The sequence below is a fragment of the Actinomycetota bacterium genome, from assembly GCA_030017835.1.
GTDB lineage: Bacteria > Actinomycetota > Aquicultoria > UBA3085 > Oleimmundimicrobiaceae > Yes70-04.
Map to the genome: position 1 here is coordinate 1 of JASEGU010000001.1, position 18,012 is coordinate 18,012.

An 18,012-nucleotide genomic window follows, 5' to 3' on the forward strand; every position below is an offset into this window, starting at 1 on the left:
AGAACTTTTAACTGTCGAGTACTATATAAAAGAAGGAGTAGAACGCACAAAAGGAAATGTTGATGCAGAGTTAGTTTTGTATGCGATGATTGAATATCCGAACTACGACAAAGCAATTATTGTCTCTGGTGATGGTGATTTCCATTGTTTGATTGAGTACTTAGAGAAGAAAGGAAAACTCTTGCATCTCCTTATTCCAAATCCTAAAAAGTATTCAGCTCTTTTGAGGAAATTTCACAAGTATTTTATTTACATTAATCAATTGGAGAAAAAATTGGGTAAAAAAAAGAGAGGGAGTAACCTTCGGACGGAACCTTAGGTGTGCCCTCTCATCGTGATGACAAAATAATAACATATTATTGACAAATTATTGACAAAATCTAACAAATTATCGACAAAATCTAAAAATATTTTGTAAATTCTTTTCAACGCTAAGGAGAGGTTTTGGATAGAGACTCAGCAAAAAGGTTGATTCAAAGCACTCTTGAAAGTTCTTTCAACAAGAAGCGTTTTGTCAGCCTAGTCAAAAACATTTTAAACAAATATGATGAGGCGCACTTGATTTACCGGGGCAACCTGATCTTCGATGATTTTACCGGCTCGATAAGCAGCTTGGAGCGGATCGGTAAATATAAGGGTCCAGACGACAAGCTTCTCGATATCCTCATCATCCGCCTTGGAAAAGAGACATCGCTTGAGCGGGCCAGGACTCGGCAGCGGAACTACGCGGCCAAGTACCTCAAAAGCCGGGGCGGCGTGCTCAAAGACGGCGCGCTGGTGGCTTTTGTGGCTCCCGATGGTAAAGACTGGCGCCTCTCTCTTATCAAGATGGAATATAAATTCAACGAAGAGCGCAAAGTCCAAGAGGAGTTCACCCCCGCTCGCCGCTATTCCTTCTTGGTTGGCGTACACGAGAACAGCCACACCGCCCAGAGCCGTCTTCTGCCTCTGCTTCTAAATGATGAAACCCAGCCCACCTTGGTAGACCTGGAAAATACCTGGGGCATCGAGAGGGTTACCAAGGAATTCTTCGAGAAATATCGAGATCTCTTCTACCTGCTCGATGAGAGCCTGGCGGCGATCTTGGCCGCCTCTCCAGTCATCGCCAAGGATTTTGAAGGCAAAGCTATCGACGGGGCCGATTTTGCCAAAAAACTCCTCGGCCAGATAGTCTTTCTCTATTTCTTGCAGAAGAAGGGCTGGTTCGGCGTAAAAAAAGATGAGCCTTGGGGCAGCGGCTCCAAAAGTTTCTTGCGCGAGCTCTTTGAAGGAAAGCACGGCAGCTACGACAATTTTTTCAATGATATTTTAGAGCCCCTCTTCTATGAGGCCCTGCGCCTCGAGCGCACGGATGATTATTACAGCCGCTTCGACTCACGCATCCCCTTTCTAAATGGCGGTCTCTTCGATCCGATAGGCGGCTACGATTGGGTTAATGACGATATCCTCTTGCCGAGCGAAATCTTTTCCAACGATAAGAGGACAAAAGAGGGCGATATCGGAACCGGCATCTTGGATATCTTCGACCGCTACAATTTCACCGTCAAAGAGGACGAACCGCTCGAAAAAGAGGTGGCTGTAGATCCCGAGATGCTTGGCAAGGTCTTTGAGAACCTTCTGGAGGTAAAAGACCGCAAATCGAAAGGTACCTACTATACCCCCCGCGAGATAGTCCACTACATGTGCGAAGAGAGCTTAGTCAATTACTTGGCGGGCGAGCTTGAGGGCGAGGTGAGCAAAGAAGAGATTGAGACGCTCATCAAATATGGCGAAACGGCTGTCGAGCATGACAGCCGGGTGGCAAGCGCGGGGCGCGAAACGAAAGCGTACGCTTTTAAGCTGCCGGAAACCATCCGCAATAATGCCGAGCTCATCGATGAAAAGCTGGCCTCAGCGCGCATCTGCGATCCGGCCGTCGGCTCGGGCGCCTTTATCGTGGGGATGATGAATGAGATTGTCAGGGCCAGAGGCGCTCTCAACGCTTACATTGCCCTGGGCGGCGGGCGTGCGCCTTATCACTTTAAACGCCATGCTATAGAGAACTCTCTTTACGGGGTGGATATCGACCAGGGGGCGGTAGAGATCGCCAAGCTTAGGCTGTGGCTCTCCCTTGTGGTCGATGAAGAGACGCGGGGGACGGTTGCGCCCCTGCCTAACTTGGATTACAAAATAACCCGCGGTAATTCTCTCCTTGGCGTTGAAAAGAATCTTTTCAATCATGCTCTATTTACTGAACTCGAAAGATTGAAACCTCTCTACTTCAACGAGACAGGTGCTGGTAAAAAGCAGGAATACACGAAAGAGATTGACGAGCTCATCAGTCAAATCACCGATGGCCATAAGGATTTCGATTTCGAGGTCTACTTCTCCGAAGTCTTTCACGAAAAAGGCGGCTTCGATGTCGCTATCGGCAATCCGCCGTATGTGCAGCTTCAGAAGCTTAAAGGCAATCCACTTCAGCAGGCTTACAAAAATGGGAGATACCAGGTCTATGACTCCAATGGCGATATCTACTGCCTCTTTTACGAGAAGGGGATGAACATCCTCAACGCGGGGGGCCACCTCTGCTATATCACCAGTAATAAGTGGATGCGGGCGGCTTACGGCGAGAAACTCAGAAGATATTTTCTTGAAGCTAACCCCAAAATCCTGATCGACCTTGGCCCGGCCGTCTTTGAGAGTGCCACGGTCGATACCAACATCCTCATCATCCAGAAAGTGCCTAATGAGCGGGGTCTTTTGGGAGTCACCCTGGGCCGGGCCGAAAATATTTCAGAATTCATCCGGGCCAACGGGGTTTTGCTGACCAATCTTGATAAGGGGGCCTGGTTTATCGGCTCAGTCGCCCAGCAGAGGCTAAAGGAGAAGATAGAGAGACTGGGCAGACCGCTCAAGGACTGGGATGTCAATATCAATTATGGTATTAAGACTGGACTGAACGAAGCCTTCATCATCGACACGGCCACCAAGGAGCGTCTCTGCAAGGAAGACCCAAAAAGCGCCGAAATCTTAAAACCGATCCTGCGCGGTCGTGATATCAAGAGGTATGGTTATGACTGGGCCGGATTGTGGATTATTGCAACATTTCCCGTCTTAAAGTTGGATATTGACGATTATCCCGCAATTAAAAAGTATTTATTGGATTTTGGAAAGGACCGCTTAAAGCAAGAAGGGAACAAGCTGCCAGATGGCTCGACCTCTCGCAAAAAAACCGGTAATAAATGGTTCGAAACGCAAGACCAGATTGCCTACTACCCCGAATTTGAGAAGGAGAAGGTGGTGTGGATTGAACTGGTGGATGATGGCAGGTTCTCTTACGTCGAGCCCAATATATTTGTTGAAGCTACAACTTTTTTGATGACCTTTACGAACCCGAAATATTTAGTAGGTATTTTAAATTCCAAAGCTATTAACTGGTTCTTTGATACCATTTGCGCCTCCTCAGGTGTTAGCACCAACAGATGGAAAAAGATCTATGTTGAGCTGCTTCCCATTCCGCCCATCACCCCATTTAACAAAGACTTGGTTGAGCAGATAGAAGCCCTCGTCAACCAAATCCTCGCTGCCAAAAAGAAAGACCCAAGTGCCGACACCTCCCACATTGAAAAGAAAATCGACCAGTTGGTTTACAAGCTCTACGACCTCACCCCAGAGGAAATAGCAATCGTGGAGGGGAAAAATGAATCCAAAAAATGAAGAAAAAACGGATGGCATTGACGAACCTTTAACGTGTTCACCTCCCACCACCACTCCAAACTAACTACTCCGAGCTTCCTTCCCTGTGCTAAAATTATCCCAAAAGCCAGTCCAAAGGAGCGAAAGCCTTGTCCACCGATGAGCGCATAAAGAGCGATTTTGTCGACGATCTCTTCGAAGCTATACTCCTTTTGAAGGATGTTGAAGAGTGCTACCGCTTCTTTGAAGATGTCTGCACGGTCGGGGAGATTAAGTCGATCGCTCAGAGATTTGCTGTTGCCAAGAAACTGGATAGTGGCGAGATCTACAGCGATATCGCAAAAGAGACGGGGGCCAGCACGGCCACCATCAGCCGGGTCAAGCGCTGTCTGAACTACGGGGCCGACGGCTACAAGTTACTCATCGAGAGATTAAATAAGAAGCGGGGCTAAGAATTTCGCTTCTTTCTAAGAATAAACGGCTGAGTGGCCGCCGGAGGAATACTTAATGCATGACTTTGTCCATCTACATACCCACTCTGAGTACTCTCTTCTTGACGGGGCCGCAAGGATCGTCGATCTGGTGGAGGGAGCAAAGAAGCTCGGCATGAAGGCCCTGGCCCTGACGGATCACGGCGTAATGTATGGGGCGATCGAATTCTACGAAAAGGCTTTGGAGGCCGGGATAAAGCCAATAATCGGCTGCGAACTCTACCTAGCCCCAAGGAGCAGGTTCGATAAGACCTTCAAGAAGGATGACAACTCCTACCATCTGGTCCTTTTGGCTGAGAACAATCAGGGCTATACCAACTTGATGAAGCTGGTCTCGGCTGGCTTTCTAGAAGGCTTCTATTACAAACCCAGAATAGATAAGGAGATACTCGCCGCCCACAAGGACGGCCTCATTGCCCTCTCTGCTTGCATTGGCGGCGAGATACCTCAACTCATACTGGAGGGTAGGACTGATGAGGCCAAGGTGGTCGCAAAGGAGCTTTACGAACTCTTTGGTGAGGGCAACTTCTTTCTTGAGATTCAGGACCAGGGACTTAAAGAGGAGAAGATTGTCAACGAAGGCCTCATCGAAATATCCAAAGAGCTCTCCGTCCCCTTAGTTGCCACCAACGATATCCATTACGTAAAGAAAGAGGACCACACCGCCCACGATGTTCTGCTCTGCATCCAGACCGGCTCCTGTCTGGACGATGAAGATCGCTTGAGATTCGAGAGTGAAGAGTTCTACATGAAGGATGCTCACGAGATGAAAAAGCTCTTCTCTCACGTGCCAGATGCTCTTGAGAATACGGTCAAGATTGCAGAGAGATGCAACGTAAAGTTGGATCTGGGCCAGATACTCCTTCCCGATTATGAGGTTCCGGACGGCTACACGCTCGAGACCTATCTTGAGGAGCTTGCGAGAGAGGGCGCCCTGGAGAGATACGGCGAGCCTTTGACCGAAGAGGTATCTGAGCGTCTTGCTCACGAGCTCGGCGTCATCAAAGAGATGGGTTTTGCTGGTTATTTTCTGGTTGTCTGGGACTTTGTGAAATTTGCCAAAGATAACGGGATAAAAGTCGGCCCGGGCCGCGGCTCGGCGGCCGGCAGTATCGTATCATACGTCCTTGGCATTACCGATATCGACCCCTTAAAACACGGGCTCCTCTTCGAGCGCTTCCTAAATCCCGAGCGGACAAGTATGCCCGACATCGACATCGACTTCTGCATCGACCGCCGCGGTGAGGTTATCGAATACGTCTCTAACAAGTACGGCAAAGAGAATGTAGCCCAGATAATCACCTTCGGTACTATGGCCGCCCGGGCCGCCATTCGCGACGCGGGTAGGGTCTTCGGCTACCCTTACGGTATGGTTGACCGGATAGCCAAGCTGATACCGGAGATTCCCGGTATCTCGATCGAAAAATCGATGGAGCTCTCGCCCGAACTTGCCGATGAGGTCAAGGTCAATGAGGATACGAGACGGATAATCGATACGGCCAAGGCCTTAGAGGGTCTGGCCAGGCAGGATTCGATCCACGCGGCTGGCGTCGTCATCTCCAAAGGACCGCTGACCGATCACACCCCAATCCAGAAGAAGGGGGACGCCGAGACGGTAACCGAATATCCGATGGGAGCCATCGGCAAGATCGGTCTTCTCAAGATGGATTTTCTGGGTCTTCGGACCCTAACCGTTATCGCAAACGCGCTCAAAATTATCAAGCGGACCAGAGGTTTGGATATCGATATCAATAAGATACCTCTGGATGATGAGGCGACCTACAAGATGCTCGAAAGGGGCGAATCGATCGGAGTCTTCCAGTTGGAGAGCAGCGGTATGCGGGCGCTCCTCAGGGATCTTAAGCCGACGCTCTTCGACGATATCGTAGGTATCCTTGCCCTCTATCGCCCAGGGCCGCTTGGCAGCGGTATGGTCAAGGACTTCGTCGACCGCAAGCACGGGCGCTCCAAGGTTACCTACCCCCATCCAATCGTGGCCGATATCCTCAAAGAGACCTACGGCATCATCGTCTATCAAGAGCAGGTCATGCGGATAGCCAACGTCATGGGCGGTTTTAGTCTGGCCGAGGCCGACATCATGCGTGGGGCGATGAGCAAGAAGAAGCCGGAGGTTCTAACCAGGCTTCGCGATAAATTCATCGGCGGGGCGGCCGCAAAGGAGATCGGCAGCAAGACGGCCGGCGAGGTCTTCGATCTCGTCCTTCATTTCGCCGGCTACGGCTTCAATAAATCTCATAGCACGGCTTACGCTGTCATCGCCTATCAGACTGCATATCTCAAGGCTAACTATCCGGTCGAGTTCATGGCGGCCCTTCTCTCCAGCGTTATGGGGACCAAAGATAAGGTCCCCTTCTATATAAACGAATGCCGCGGTCTTGGCATCGAGGTTCTACCGCCCGATGTCAACGAGAGTTTTTCCGATTTTACGGTGGTCGGCGGCTCGATAAGGTTTGGGCTAAGCGCAGTAAGGAACGTTGGTCAGGGACCGGTTGCGGCCATTGTGTCGGCCAGAAAAGAGGGCGGACCCTTCAAGTCTTTGCGGGACTTCTGTGAACGCGTCGATCTTGGGGTGATCAATAAGAAGTGTTTGGAGGGATTAATCAAAGGGGGAGCCTTCGATTTTACGGACGTCTCTAGGCGCGGCCTCATGGAGACGATGGAGTTTCTGGTCGAAGCCGGACATAAGAAACAGAAGGACCAAGAGACGGGTCAGTTCAGCCTCTTCGAGATGGAAGGAAACGAGATAGATACCGGCTGCGGCCCGGACGGCTCCGATATCGAAGAATATCCCAAGGAAGATCTCCTCGCGTTTGAGAAGGAGATGCTCGGGCTTTACGTCAGCGACCATCCTCTTTTGGGCGTCAAGGAACTTCTGGCAAATCAGGTCGATGCCACCCTGGTCGATCTGAATGAAGTCGACGATGGAAGCGTTCTCTGGGTCGGCGGCCTGATCGCCAAGATTAAGAGGATAAACACCAAAAAGGGCGAGATAATGCTCTTTGTTACGATTGAGGACTTAGATGGCGAAGTCGAAGTGATCGTCTTTCCCACCATCTATCAGAAATTTCGCGATCTCATAATCGAGGATAACGTCGTTCGCATCAAGGGCAGGGTTGATAAAAAAGAGGCCGGTGCCTTGAAGCTGATTGCTCTGGAACTCGAGACCCTGAAGTCGGAATTTATCGAGGGCGGCGACGCATCATCGGTCTTCATAAAAGTGGCCGCAGATAAGTTCACCAAAGGAGTCTTCGATAAACTAAAATCCATCCTGACCGCTCACAGTGGGGGTTCTTCACCCGTCTTTCTCCTCATCCAGGATGGGACCAAGACCACCAAAATGCGTCTTGGCAAGGATAACGGCGTTCATATTGGGGGCCGTTTTTTTGCTGAAGTCAAAGATCTTTTAGGTCCGCAGTCCGTCTTTGTCCGTCACGGCGAAAAGACCAATGGAGTTGGCGCAATCAAGAGTTGACGACAAGGGACGCCTCTGTTATCATTTCCATTTGTTAATAGTTTAATACTTTAATTAGCTAAAGAAAGAGGTCTTTTCATGGAGTCTACCAGGTCTTTCAGCTCAGTTCCGGCCGGGCTCAGAGACATATTACCGGCCGAAGCCGAAGAGAGAAGGGCCATCGAAGCCGAACTGCGGCAGGTCTTCGAGAGTTGGGGTTATCGCGAGATTATGACGCCCACCTTCGAGTATTTCGATAGCCTCGCAATAGAGGCTGGGAACACGATTCAAAGCGAGATCTTCAGGTTCTTTGATGTAGACGGCAGCCTCTTGGGGCTCAGGCCCGAGATGACGACGCCCATCGCAAGGGTCGTGTCCAAGAGAGGCGGTCCTCAAGGCTCGATCGACCGCCTCTACTATGCGGCGAGCGTATTTAGGCAGGAGCCTCCTCAAAGGGGCCAGCGGCGCGAGTTCTCTCAGGTCGGTCTGGAGCTAATCGGATCGACTGGGCCTGCGGCCGACGCCGAAGTAGTCCTGGTTTTAATCGAATCCCTACTAAAGAGCAAGCTGAAGGACTTCAAGATCGCCATCGGCAGGGTCGATTTCTTGACCGCATCACTTACCGGGCTTGGTGCTCAAAAAGAACTCATCCAGAGGGTTCAGAGCCTGCTCACCGACAAGGACTTGGTCGAAGCCAAGAGGGCCATCACGGCGAGCTCACTTCCTCAAGGGGCGAAGGATGATGTCTTGGGACTATTCTCACTAAAAGGAGATATCTCCGCCCTGAGCCGGGCCGAAAGATACGCTAAGGACGAGGCGTCCGTAAAGATTCTATCGGAACTCAAATCGTTGGCCGAGAAGATCTCCTTATATGGTCTAGAGGACTTCGTGGCCTTCGATTTTGGGATGGTCAAGGATTTTGATTACTATACCGGGATCGTCTTTGAAGCCTATTCGCCCAACTTGGGATTTCCCATCGGCTCTGGCGGCCGGTATGACAATTTGATAAGCGAGTTCTCATCAGCTCGTCCGGCTTGCGGTTTTGCTTTGGGACTGGAGAGACTACACATAGCCCTCTCGGAAGCCAAGCTTCTGAAGCGAAACGGTGAGGCGAGGGTTCTGGTGGTTCCCTTCAATGATGCCGAGGCTACCTTCCTCATCTCAAAGGAGTCGAGGGCCGCCGGTTTTAAGACAGAGATAGCTCCCTTGGGCAGAAGCCTGGATGATTGCAGGGAGCTTTTTGAGGGGACTAATTTCAAGTTCATCATATGGCCCGCCTCTTCTAATGGGGAGATCGAAATACTCGACATAAAAGAGGACAAGACCACCAAAGCGAAGCTTGGCGGAATAAAGGGGGTGCTGACTTGAGCTATCTAAAAGTGGTCCTCTCCAAAGGAGCCGTCTTCGATGATACTATTAATATTTTAGAGAAGGCTGGCTTTGAGGTTGCGCCACTTAGGGAGGAGACTCGCAAGCTCGAGATACTCAGCGAAAAGGACGGTATCGAATATATCCTTTCTCGCCCCTTCGACACCCCGACCTTTGTCGAGCAGGGTGCGGCCGATCTTGGAGTCGTTGGTAAGGATGTCCTCATGGAAATGGGGAAAAAGGTCTTTGAGCTCCTTGATTTGGGGTACGGACAATGCCGTTTCGTTAGGGCGGCCTTGGCTGGGACGGAGAGCGAAAGGGCTGAGAGTTATCGCTATCTTGGTCAAATCAGGGTGGCTACAAAATACGTTCGGGTCACCGAGGATTACTTCTCTGCAAGGGGCATCCAGGCCGAGATCATAAAACTACACGGTTCGGTGGAGCTCGCCCCTTTAACTGGGCTCGCCGATGAGATAATCGATCTCGCCTCGACCGGACGGACCTTGAAGGAGAATGATCTGGTTGTCATCGACGAGGTAGCAACCTCCTCAGCCAGGCTCATCGCCAACCAAGTCAGTTACCGCTCAAGTTACGAAAGGGCCCTGGATTTCTCAAACAGGCTCGAAGGGGTGCTGAGTAAATGATTGAGATTGAGGAGCTTGCTCCCGATATAAGCGAAGAAGAGATGGCGGTCACGCTTCCCAAGCGGTCTCTGGATGAGTCCAAAACCGAACTCGTTCAAAGGATCATAGATAAGGTTAGGTCGAAGGGTGACTCGGCTTTAAGGGGTTTTGCTGCTCAATTCGATGGGGCCGACCTAAAAGGGATCCCACTTGCCATTCAAGCCGAGGAGTTCAGAGAGGCCAGAGGCATGGCCGGCAAGGACTTTGTCCAAGCAATCAATCTTGCCAAGGAAAGAATTTGGCGATATCACGAAAAGCAGATTCAAGAGTCCTGGTTCGACAAGAGCGAGGCGGGGGTGCTTCTAGGCCAGAAGGTCTCTCCGATCGGCCGGGTTGGGATATACGTTCCTGGCGGAACGGCCGCCTATCCCTCTTCAGTTTTGATGAACGCGCTGCCGGCCCAGGTAGCCGGGGTTAATGAGATAGCCATGTGCGTTCCTTGCGATGAGAATGGCCGGGTCAATCCCTATACTTTGACCGCCGCAGCCGAGATTGGTGTTAAGGAAGTCTATAGGGTCGGCGGAGCCGGAGCCATAGCCGCACTAGCCTATGGGACCGAGAGCATCAAGCGAGTGGACAAGATAACCGGCCCCGGCAATATCTACGTGACCCTCGCCAAAAAACTTGTCTTTGGAGTTGTCGATATCGACATGCTGGCCGGTCCGAGCGAGATCGTCATAATCGCCGATGAGGGCTCAAACGCCAAATATATTGCAGCCGACATGCTCGGTCAGGCCGAACATGACCAAGATGCCATGGCCGTCCTCATAACCACCTCGAGGAAACTTGCCGAGGATGTCCTCGCCGAGCTTGAGCTTCAACTTGAAAGCCTTGCCAGAGGTGATGTCGCAAAAGAAGCTTTGAAGAGGTGGGCGAGGATATTTCTGGTCAAAAGACTTGATGAGGCTCTTCGAATGGCCAACCTGATAGCTCCGGAGCACTTAGAGATAATGACGGCCAAGCCGGAAGCACTTCTGGCCGATGTTAGAAATGCCGGAGCCGTATTCTTGGGAGAGTATACGCCGGAGGCTCTTGGCGATTATGCGGCCGGCAGCAATCACATACTGCCCACCATGGGTACGGCGGCTTTCTCTTCACCCCTTGGAGTCCATGACTTCGTCAAGCGGACCAGCGTATTATCATTTGATCAGAAGGAGTTCAAACGACTCGCCCCCGCCGTTGAGATCTTGGCCGAGGCGGAAGGCTTAAGCGCCCACTCAAAATCGATATCAGTTAGGATGATGGATGTTGAATGAGATCGTCTCTCCAAGAAATGAGCTCTCCGCTTTGAGGGCCTATACTCCCGCTACCGAGGAGGCGGCGGTAATCCTCTCAGCCAATGAGAGTCCATTCAACCTGCCAAAAGAACTGGTGGAGAAGATAAAGGCCGAGCTCGACGATTTCAGATTCAATCGCTATCCTGATCCCGGCGGTCGCAAGCTTATCGGTCAAATATCCCAGGCCTATGGCTTGGAGGTCGAAAGCGTGATTCTTGGCAACGGTTCCGATGAGCTCATCGAGTATCTTGCCATCGCCTATGGAGGACGGGGCCGCTCATCACTCACCTTCGATCCAACCTTCAGCATGTATGAAATAATATCGGTGGCAAACGGTCTCTTTATGAAAAACCTCAAGAGGACGGCCTCTTTCGATATCGATATCGGAGAAGCGCTGGATGAGATAGACAAGCTTGAGCCGACCCTGATATTCATCTGTAATCCCAATAATCCGACCGGAAATTTTATCGGCCTAGGTGACATAGAACGTATAGTCGAAAGGGCGAGCGGTCTTGTGGTGGTGGACGAGGCTTACGGCGAATTCTCCGACTATAGCGCAGCCTCTTTGATGAGAGGTTACAAAAACCTGGTGGTCCTAAGGACATTTTCCAAGGCCTTCTCCTTGGCTTCGCTTAGGATAGGCTATATGCTGGCCTCAAAAGAGGTGGCCGAAAATATCCAAAAGGTCAGACTTCCCTTCAATACCGACGCCTTCTCTCAACTTGTGGCAAGGATGGTCTTTGAGAACAGGGATCTCTTCAAGGATAGGATTGATGAGATAAAACGCTCAAGAGATGAGCTCTTTGTCGAGCTGAATAAGATCCCTTCGGTTAGACCCTTTCCCTCGAAAGCTAACTTCATCCTGTTTGAGGTGGAGGGGGCAGCCAAGGTTTACCGAGCTCTAGTAGAGCGGGGGATCCTGGTGCGCGATTTCGGATCCGATTCCCTCTTAAAGGACTTCTTAAGAGTGACCGTTGGAAGCTCGGCTGAAAATTGGGCTTTCTTGGAGGCGCTCTTTGAGGCGACTTCGGAGAACGCCTATGTTTGAAGGCTACGAGCAGCTGGCCGACGGCCTCTTCGCCACCCCTGCCGCTGCCGGGCTCATCGGAAGGCTCGACACCATCATCTTGGATATCGATGGCGTCATACTAAACGTTACGGCCTCATTTAGGCGGGCCATCTGTCTGACCACCCAGTTCTACTTCGAAGAGTACCTTAAGTGGCCGGCCGGTCCCACCCTGATAGAGCCCAAGGAGACGCAAGCCTTCAAGTTGGCTGGCGGTTTCAATAACGATTGGGAGTTGACATACGCTGTTATCCTATTCTATTTGGCGAGATCTCAAGTGACGGGCTCGAAGGATCTGGCCATCTTGCGAGGGGACGGCCGGCCACTCATCGACTTTACCAAAGAACTCAAGAGGCTGGGCGGCGGCCTTAAGACGGCGAATAGACTTATTGCAGGCACTTTTGCCGCTTCAGAAAGGATAAATGAGCTCTGGAATCGAAGTATTATCAAACAAATCTTTCAAGAGATATATGCTGGCACGGACCACTGTAAGGAGATATACGGCTTCGATCCGGCCTTCATCTTCGGAAAAGGCCTTTTAAACGAGGAAAAAGTTCTGATAGACAGGAGCCTGGTTGCTTCATTCTCACCCAAAGTTGGGGTGATAACGGGCAGGACCACGAAAGAGGCTGAGCTTGCACTAGAGAGGGCCGCCCTTTCGGAGTTGGTCAAAAAAGGTGGGGTCATCGCCGATGATGGAGGCAGAAGGAAGCCCGATCCCACTCTGATCGTGGAGCTTTCAGAATTTTTCGAGACGCAGCTCGGAGTCTATATTGGCGATACCTTAGACGATCTCTTGACGGTCAATAACTTCAAGGCTCTTGATAGGAGCGAGACCTTTCTGTCCTGCATAGTATCAAGTGACCCCAAAGAGGCTGCGTGGTTCACTCAGAAAGGGGTCGATATCTTGACCGATTCGGCCGACAGGCTACTATTAGAGGCGAAGGCTAGGGCAAAAAATAAAAGGGAGCGTGATTGATGAATCGTAAGGGGAGCATTTCCAGAAAGACCAAAGAGACCGATATCGAGATTAATTTGGTCCTAGACGGTGAGGGCAAGGGAGACATATCCACCAAGCTGCCCTTCTTTGACCATATGCTCGACCTCTTCACCAAGCATGGTCTCTTTGACATCAAACTTTTAGCCGAAGGAGACCTTGAGATCGACGCCCATCACACCGTCGAGGACGTCGGCATCTGTTTGGGCCAGGTATTTCGCAAAGCTTTGGGCGATAAAAGGGGTATCAGGAGGTATGGTCATTCGATTATTCCGATGGATGAGGCTCTTGTGATGGTGGTGGTCGATATAAGCGGAAGGCCTCATCTCTTCTTCGATGTAGACATCGAGGCCGAATTCATCGGAGACTTCGAGACCGGTCTGATACTCGAGTTCTTTCACGCCTTCGTCAATCACTTCGCCATAACGCTTCACATCAAGCTCCTTGAGGGCAAGAATGCTCACCACTGTATTGAGGCCATCTTCAAGGGGTTGGCCAGAGCGCTCGATAAGGCCACTCAGGTCGATAGCAGGCTTTCCGACGTTCCATCGACCAAGGGCGTTATTTAGGGGAGATAATATTTGATAGCGATTGTCGATTACGGAGCCGGAAACCTGCGTAGTGTCCAGAAGGGGTTTGAAAAGGTCGGGTTCTCAGCCTCAGTAACTTCAGACATCGAGAAGATAGCCGCATCAAGAGCCGTCGTCCTTCCCGGGGTTGGCGCCTTCAAAGATGCCGTAGAACTGCTCTCAAAGTCGGGTCTTGGCGATGCGGTCATCGAGTCAATAGATAAAGGCAAGCCATTCCTCGGAATTTGCCTCGGGCTACATCTCCTCTTCTCCCAGAGTGAAGAGCACGGCATAACCGAAGGTCTTGGCGTCATCGAAGGCAGGGTGGTAAGGTTTCCCAAAGGGCGCAAGATACCGCATATTGGCTGGAACCGGATAAAGAAGGTCAAGGAGTCAGCTATTTTATCTGATGTGCCAGACGGCTCTTACCTATATTTCGTCCACTCCTATCACGCCGTACCGAATGATAAGGAGGTCATCTCGACGACGACCGATTATGGAATAGAGTTTGTCTCGAGCATAGCCAAGGGCAATCTATATGCCACCCAGTTTCATCCGGAAAAGAGCAGCGAGCTCGGACTCGCCATACTTAGAAGATTTGGAGAGATTGCAACTTGATAATCTATCCAGCCATAGATTTAAAATCTGGCAAATGCGTCCGCCTTTGTCAGGGAAAGATGGACGAGGTTACCGTCTACTCTGACGATCCCAAAGAGGTAGCTAAGCGGTGGCAGAGGGAGGGGGCCGAGTACATCCACGTCGTCGACTTGGACGGAGCCGTTACGGGAGCGCCCAAAAATTTAAGCCTCCTTGGCGAGATAGTAATGGCCACCAAGGTTCCGGTCCAATTCGGAGGGGGACTTCGAAGTCTTGACGTAATCGATAAGGTCTTTGAGATGGGCGTCAGCCGGGCTGTGGTCGGCACAGCCCTGATAAAGGATGAGGCCATGCTCAAAGGGGCCTGCTCGATTTATCCGGGAAGGATTGCGGTCGGCCTTGATGTTCGCTTTGGATATGTGGCCGTAAGCGGATGGGAGGAAGAGACCAAAGTTCTTGCGGTGGATCTGATAGGAAGATTGGAGGAACTCGGGGTAGCAAGGATAATATATACCGATATAATGGTGGACGGCACCTTGAAAGGGCCAAATCTTGCCGCCATTGAGAGCGTTGCCAAATCGACTAATGTACCGATTATAGCCTCGGGTGGGGTAGCTAGCTTGCAAGATCTGGCCGATCTGGCCGGCTTGAGTCCACTTGGCGTGGAGGGAGCGATAGTTGGCAAAGCCCTCTATGCGGGAGCTTTCACGCTCAAAGAGGCCCTAGAGGCGGTCAAATAGATGCTGGCAAAGAGGATAATCCCCTGTCTGGATATAAAAGAGGGAAGGGTTGTTAAGGGAGTAAATTTTGTCAATCTAATCGATGCCGGCGACCCGGTTGAGCTTGCCGCCGCCTATGACCAAGCTGGGGCGGATGAACTCGTTTTTCTGGATATAACCGCCTCCCATGAAGACAGGGAAATCGTCATAGACGTGGCTAGGAGGACTTCTGAGAAGGTCTTTATGCCCTTTACCATCGGCGGCGGCATAGGATCGGCGGCCGATTTCAGAAAGATGCTAGAGAGCGGAGCGGACAAGGTGTCGATCAATACCGCCGCCGTCAAGAACCCCGCCCTGATAAGGGAGGCCGCGATGAGATTTGGCAGTCAGTGCGTGGTCGTGGCCATAGATGCCAGAAGAGTCGGATCAAATCGCTGGGAGGTTTTTACTCATGGAGGGCGTAATAAGACGGGAATGGACGCCGCCCTCTGGGCGAAGCGGGCCGAGAGGCTCGGGGCCGGCGAGATACTTCTTACCAGCATGGATAGAGACGGCACGAAGGACGGCTACGATGTCCCATTGACCAGGGCGATAACAGCTAATGTAAATATCCCGGTCATCGCCTCGGGAGGAGCGGGAAAACTGGAGGACTTCCTGGAGGTTATAGTGGAGGCCGATGCCGATGCAGTTCTGGCCGCCTCCCTATTTCACTTTGGCGAGTTATCTATCAAAGAAGTCAAATACTATCTTGATAAAAATGGGGTCTTTGTGCGAATATAGGTTATGTTAAGGCGGGTATGTGGGCAGGAAATAGGAATCTTCTGCCCATTGAATTAATTCGAGCGAGAGGAGGGAAGATTTTATGGGCTCAAAAGAAGCAGAGGTTATTGCCAGGGTAGCTTTTACGATACTGGGAGTAGGTTTTTTTATCGGCATCACCCTGACGATTCAGTATTTGATATCTCACTTCAGCGGATCGTCGCATCACTAATCTTGCCGTCCAACCTTTTAAGTTGGAGCAAAAATAAAAGGAGGTAAATTAGTTGGATAGCAGAGTAGGTACACTCGTTTCTTTCTTCGCCATCGCTCTTGCAGCAATTTTTGGGGCTCGCTACATCTTCATGGTGATGATGGAGAAGGGTGCCAAAAAGGATGCTCAAAAAGACGAAGCAACCAAGGAATAACTGATTAATGATCGATTTTGAATTGAAATTTGATGAGAGCGGCCTGATTCCGGCCATAGTTCAGGATGCTTCAACGGGCGAGGTCTTGATGCTCGCCCATATGGATAAAGAGGCATTTAAGAGAACGCTTGAGACGGGCCGCTCTTGGTTTTGGAGCCGCAGCCGAAACGAGTACTGGCAAAAGGGCGAGACCTCGGGAAACTTTCAATACGTAAAAGAGATCAGATATGATTGCGATCAAGACTCCCTTCTCTTACTCGTTGAACCGGTCGGCCCCGCTTGCCATACCGGCCAAAGGTCCTGCTTCTACCGTAAGGTTGAGGGGCTTAAAATCGAGGACTTAAGCCTCGATCTCAAAGGGAGAGACGGGGGCCTCTCAGGCGAGTTAGATGAGTTATATCGCATAATAGCCCAGAGGAAGAGATCTCCAAGTCCATCCTCCTATACGGCCAGTCTCTTTGCGGCGGGAGAGAAGAAGATCTTGGGAAAGATCGAGGAGGAAGCGGATGAGGTAATCGACGCCGCTTTGAATAAGGACGACTCTGAGGTCGTCTGGGAGGTGGCTGACCTCCTCTATCATCTCCTCGTCCTCTTGGCGGCAAGGGGCATCGAGCTTTCAAGAGTAAAAGAGGAGCTTTCAGGCAGAAAGAAATAGCCCGTCCATCTTTTGGTCTCGTTCGTCAAGCTCTTAAATTACTTCGATAATTTTAAGCAACCAACCGTAAATAATCAATCACTTGGAAACCATCGGCCCCACTAGAGGGGCATCATTCTTAGCATCTCGTTAAGCGGATTAAAAATTATCTTCTTTTTCCGAGGGCTTTTGGATTATGGAAGAGACCGGCTATAAGCTAAAATTGGCAAAAAGTGAAAGTGATTTTGAGGCGGCCAGGCGCCTCTTTCTGGAGTATGCCGACTACATTGGGATGGATCTCTCCTTTCAAAACTTCGACGACGAGCTTCGAGTGATTGCTGGCCACTACTCTAAGCACTTAGGAGGGATCATCCTTTTAATTGATGCAGCAAAAGACGATGCCGTAGGCTGCGTCGCCCTCAGAAGGTTTGAGGGTGGTGTGGCCGAACTCAAAAGAATGTACATCAAAGAGTCTTACCGTGGAAGGGGCCCTGGGGACCGGTTGATGGAGCGGGCGATTGCTCTTGCAAGAGAGTTCGGCTACCAAAAGATCCGCTTGGATAGTATCGAAGAGATGACAGAAGCCCTCTCTCTGTATAAGAAATTCGGCTTCAAAGAGATGGAAGCGTATCGGTACAATCCTTTGGCGGGGGCAGTATTTCTGGAATTAGATCTTTGAGTTTATAATGGTCGTAAAGATCTTCAGGTCAAGAGATTCGGATGTTGATTATGACTGAGACGCTAAAGCTGCTAAGTGAGGTATTCGAGGCCGTCCTTGGCTTTATGCCCAAACTCACGGTGGGCATATTCGTCCTTGTCATCTTCTGGCTTGCCGGTTCGATATTTTTGAGGATTTCGCATACTTTGAGCCACAAGGTCAACCTTCCCAAGGATATTAGGATTCTCATCGGGCAGGTTACAAAGGCGGCCTTCTTGCTCGCCGGGCTGCTGACGGCCCTGGCCTTTATGGGCATAAAGCTCTCATCTCTCATCACCGCTCTTGGCCTGACCGGCTTTGCTCTCGGGGTTGCCCTAAAGGACGTCTTGGCCAACCTCTTATCCGGTCTGGTCATCCTGCTTAATCGTCCCTTCAAGATAAAGGATCGCATTGGCATATTGGAATTTGAGGGCCGGGTGGTCGATATCAACTTGAGGTACACGGTAGTAGAGACTCAAGAGGGGCCTATATTCATTCCAAACCAGGTCATCTTTGCCAATCCCCTTCGTGTCCTGAATGATTGAGTCTATAGCGTTTAACGGGTCTTATCGTCCGCCCATCG

The 18,012-nt window shown here is 50.8% G+C and carries 18 protein-coding genes; all 18 read left to right on the forward strand.

Translation table 11 applies throughout. The features are described from left to right. The coding region (locus QMD53_00005) for an NYN domain-containing protein (protein ID MDI6799061.1) at positions 1 to 319 on the forward strand (319 nt) is incomplete at its 5' end. A gap of 125 nt (positions 320 to 444) precedes the next feature. Further along, positions 445 to 3,696 (forward strand): TaqI-like C-terminal specificity domain-containing protein, encoded by a 3,252-nt coding sequence (locus QMD53_00010; protein MDI6799062.1) that lies wholly within the window; start codon positions 445 to 447, stop codon positions 3,694 to 3,696. A gap of 128 nt (positions 3,697 to 3,824) precedes the next feature. After that, entirely contained in the window at positions 3,825 to 4,127 is a 303-nt protein-coding gene (locus QMD53_00015) for a YerC/YecD family TrpR-related protein (protein ID MDI6799063.1), read from the forward strand. 55 nt (positions 4,128 to 4,182) lie between these two features. Further along, complete coding sequence (locus QMD53_00020) at positions 4,183 to 7,659, forward strand: DNA polymerase III subunit alpha (protein MDI6799064.1); 3,477 nt, start codon at positions 4,183 to 4,185, stop codon at positions 7,657 to 7,659. A 78-nt stretch (positions 7,660 to 7,737) separates the two neighbouring features. Then, on the forward strand, positions 7,738 to 9,006 hold the full coding sequence (hisZ, locus tag QMD53_00025) for an ATP phosphoribosyltransferase regulatory subunit (protein ID MDI6799065.1): 1,269 nt from the start codon (positions 7,738 to 7,740) through the stop codon (positions 9,004 to 9,006). Continuing rightward, a complete protein-coding gene (gene hisG / locus QMD53_00030; GenBank protein MDI6799066.1) occupies positions 9,003 to 9,650 on the forward strand; it encodes an ATP phosphoribosyltransferase in 648 nt (215 codons plus the stop codon). Before hisZ ends, hisG begins: the two co-directional genes overlap by 4 nt. Continuing rightward, on the forward strand, positions 9,647 to 10,945 hold the full coding sequence (gene hisD / locus QMD53_00035; GenBank protein MDI6799067.1) for a histidinol dehydrogenase: 1,299 nt from the start codon (positions 9,647 to 9,649) through the stop codon (positions 10,943 to 10,945). The genes hisG and hisD overlap by 4 nt, the downstream gene beginning before the upstream one ends. Next, positions 10,935 to 12,014 (forward strand): histidinol-phosphate transaminase, encoded by a 1,080-nt coding sequence (gene hisC / locus QMD53_00040; protein ID MDI6799068.1) that lies wholly within the window; start codon positions 10,935 to 10,937, stop codon positions 12,012 to 12,014. Before hisD ends, hisC begins: the two co-directional genes overlap by 11 nt. After that, positions 12,007 to 13,011, forward strand: coding sequence for a hypothetical protein (locus QMD53_00045; GenBank protein ID MDI6799069.1), 1,005 nt, complete (start codon positions 12,007 to 12,009; stop codon positions 13,009 to 13,011). The genes hisC and QMD53_00045 overlap by 8 nt, the downstream gene beginning before the upstream one ends. Next, on the forward strand, positions 13,011 to 13,598 hold the full coding sequence (hisB, locus tag QMD53_00050) for an imidazoleglycerol-phosphate dehydratase HisB (GenBank protein ID MDI6799070.1): 588 nt from the start codon (positions 13,011 to 13,013) through the stop codon (positions 13,596 to 13,598). Before QMD53_00045 ends, hisB begins: the two co-directional genes overlap by 1 nt. 12 nt (positions 13,599 to 13,610) lie before the next feature. Continuing rightward, on the forward strand, positions 13,611 to 14,216 hold the full coding sequence (gene hisH, locus QMD53_00055; GenBank protein MDI6799071.1) for an imidazole glycerol phosphate synthase subunit HisH: 606 nt from the start codon (positions 13,611 to 13,613) through the stop codon (positions 14,214 to 14,216). Beyond that, positions 14,213 to 14,935: a 1-(5-phosphoribosyl)-5-[(5-phosphoribosylamino)methylideneamino]imidazole-4-carboxamide isomerase gene (gene hisA, locus QMD53_00060; GenBank protein MDI6799072.1), complete on the forward strand. Its 723-nt coding sequence runs from the start codon at positions 14,213 to 14,215 to the stop codon at positions 14,933 to 14,935. The genes hisH and hisA overlap by 4 nt, the downstream gene beginning before the upstream one ends. After that, the gene (gene hisF, locus QMD53_00065) at positions 14,936 to 15,694 is read left to right on the forward strand and encodes an imidazole glycerol phosphate synthase subunit HisF (protein ID MDI6799073.1); all 759 of its coding nucleotides are present in this window, start codon (positions 14,936 to 14,938) and stop codon (positions 15,692 to 15,694) included. An 82-nt stretch (positions 15,695 to 15,776) separates the two neighbouring features. Further along, the gene (locus QMD53_00070; protein ID MDI6799074.1) at positions 15,777 to 15,905 is read left to right on the forward strand and encodes a hypothetical protein; all 129 of its coding nucleotides are present in this window, start codon (positions 15,777 to 15,779) and stop codon (positions 15,903 to 15,905) included. A 52-nt stretch (positions 15,906 to 15,957) separates the two neighbouring features. Next, complete coding sequence (locus QMD53_00075) at positions 15,958 to 16,098, forward strand: hypothetical protein (protein MDI6799075.1); 141 nt, start codon at positions 15,958 to 15,960, stop codon at positions 16,096 to 16,098. A 7-nt stretch (positions 16,099 to 16,105) separates the two neighbouring features. Further along, entirely contained in the window at positions 16,106 to 16,753 is a 648-nt protein-coding gene (hisIE, locus tag QMD53_00080; GenBank protein ID MDI6799076.1) for a bifunctional phosphoribosyl-AMP cyclohydrolase/phosphoribosyl-ATP diphosphatase HisIE, read from the forward strand. Positions 16,754 to 16,928: 175 nt separating this feature from the next. Next, entirely contained in the window at positions 16,929 to 17,411 is a 483-nt protein-coding gene (locus QMD53_00085; protein ID MDI6799077.1) for a GNAT family N-acetyltransferase, read from the forward strand. A 50-nt stretch (positions 17,412 to 17,461) separates the two neighbouring features. Then, positions 17,462 to 17,974 (forward strand): mechanosensitive ion channel, encoded by a 513-nt coding sequence (locus QMD53_00090; protein ID MDI6799078.1) that lies wholly within the window; start codon positions 17,462 to 17,464, stop codon positions 17,972 to 17,974. The last annotated feature ends 38 nt before the right edge of the window (positions 17,975 to 18,012 follow it).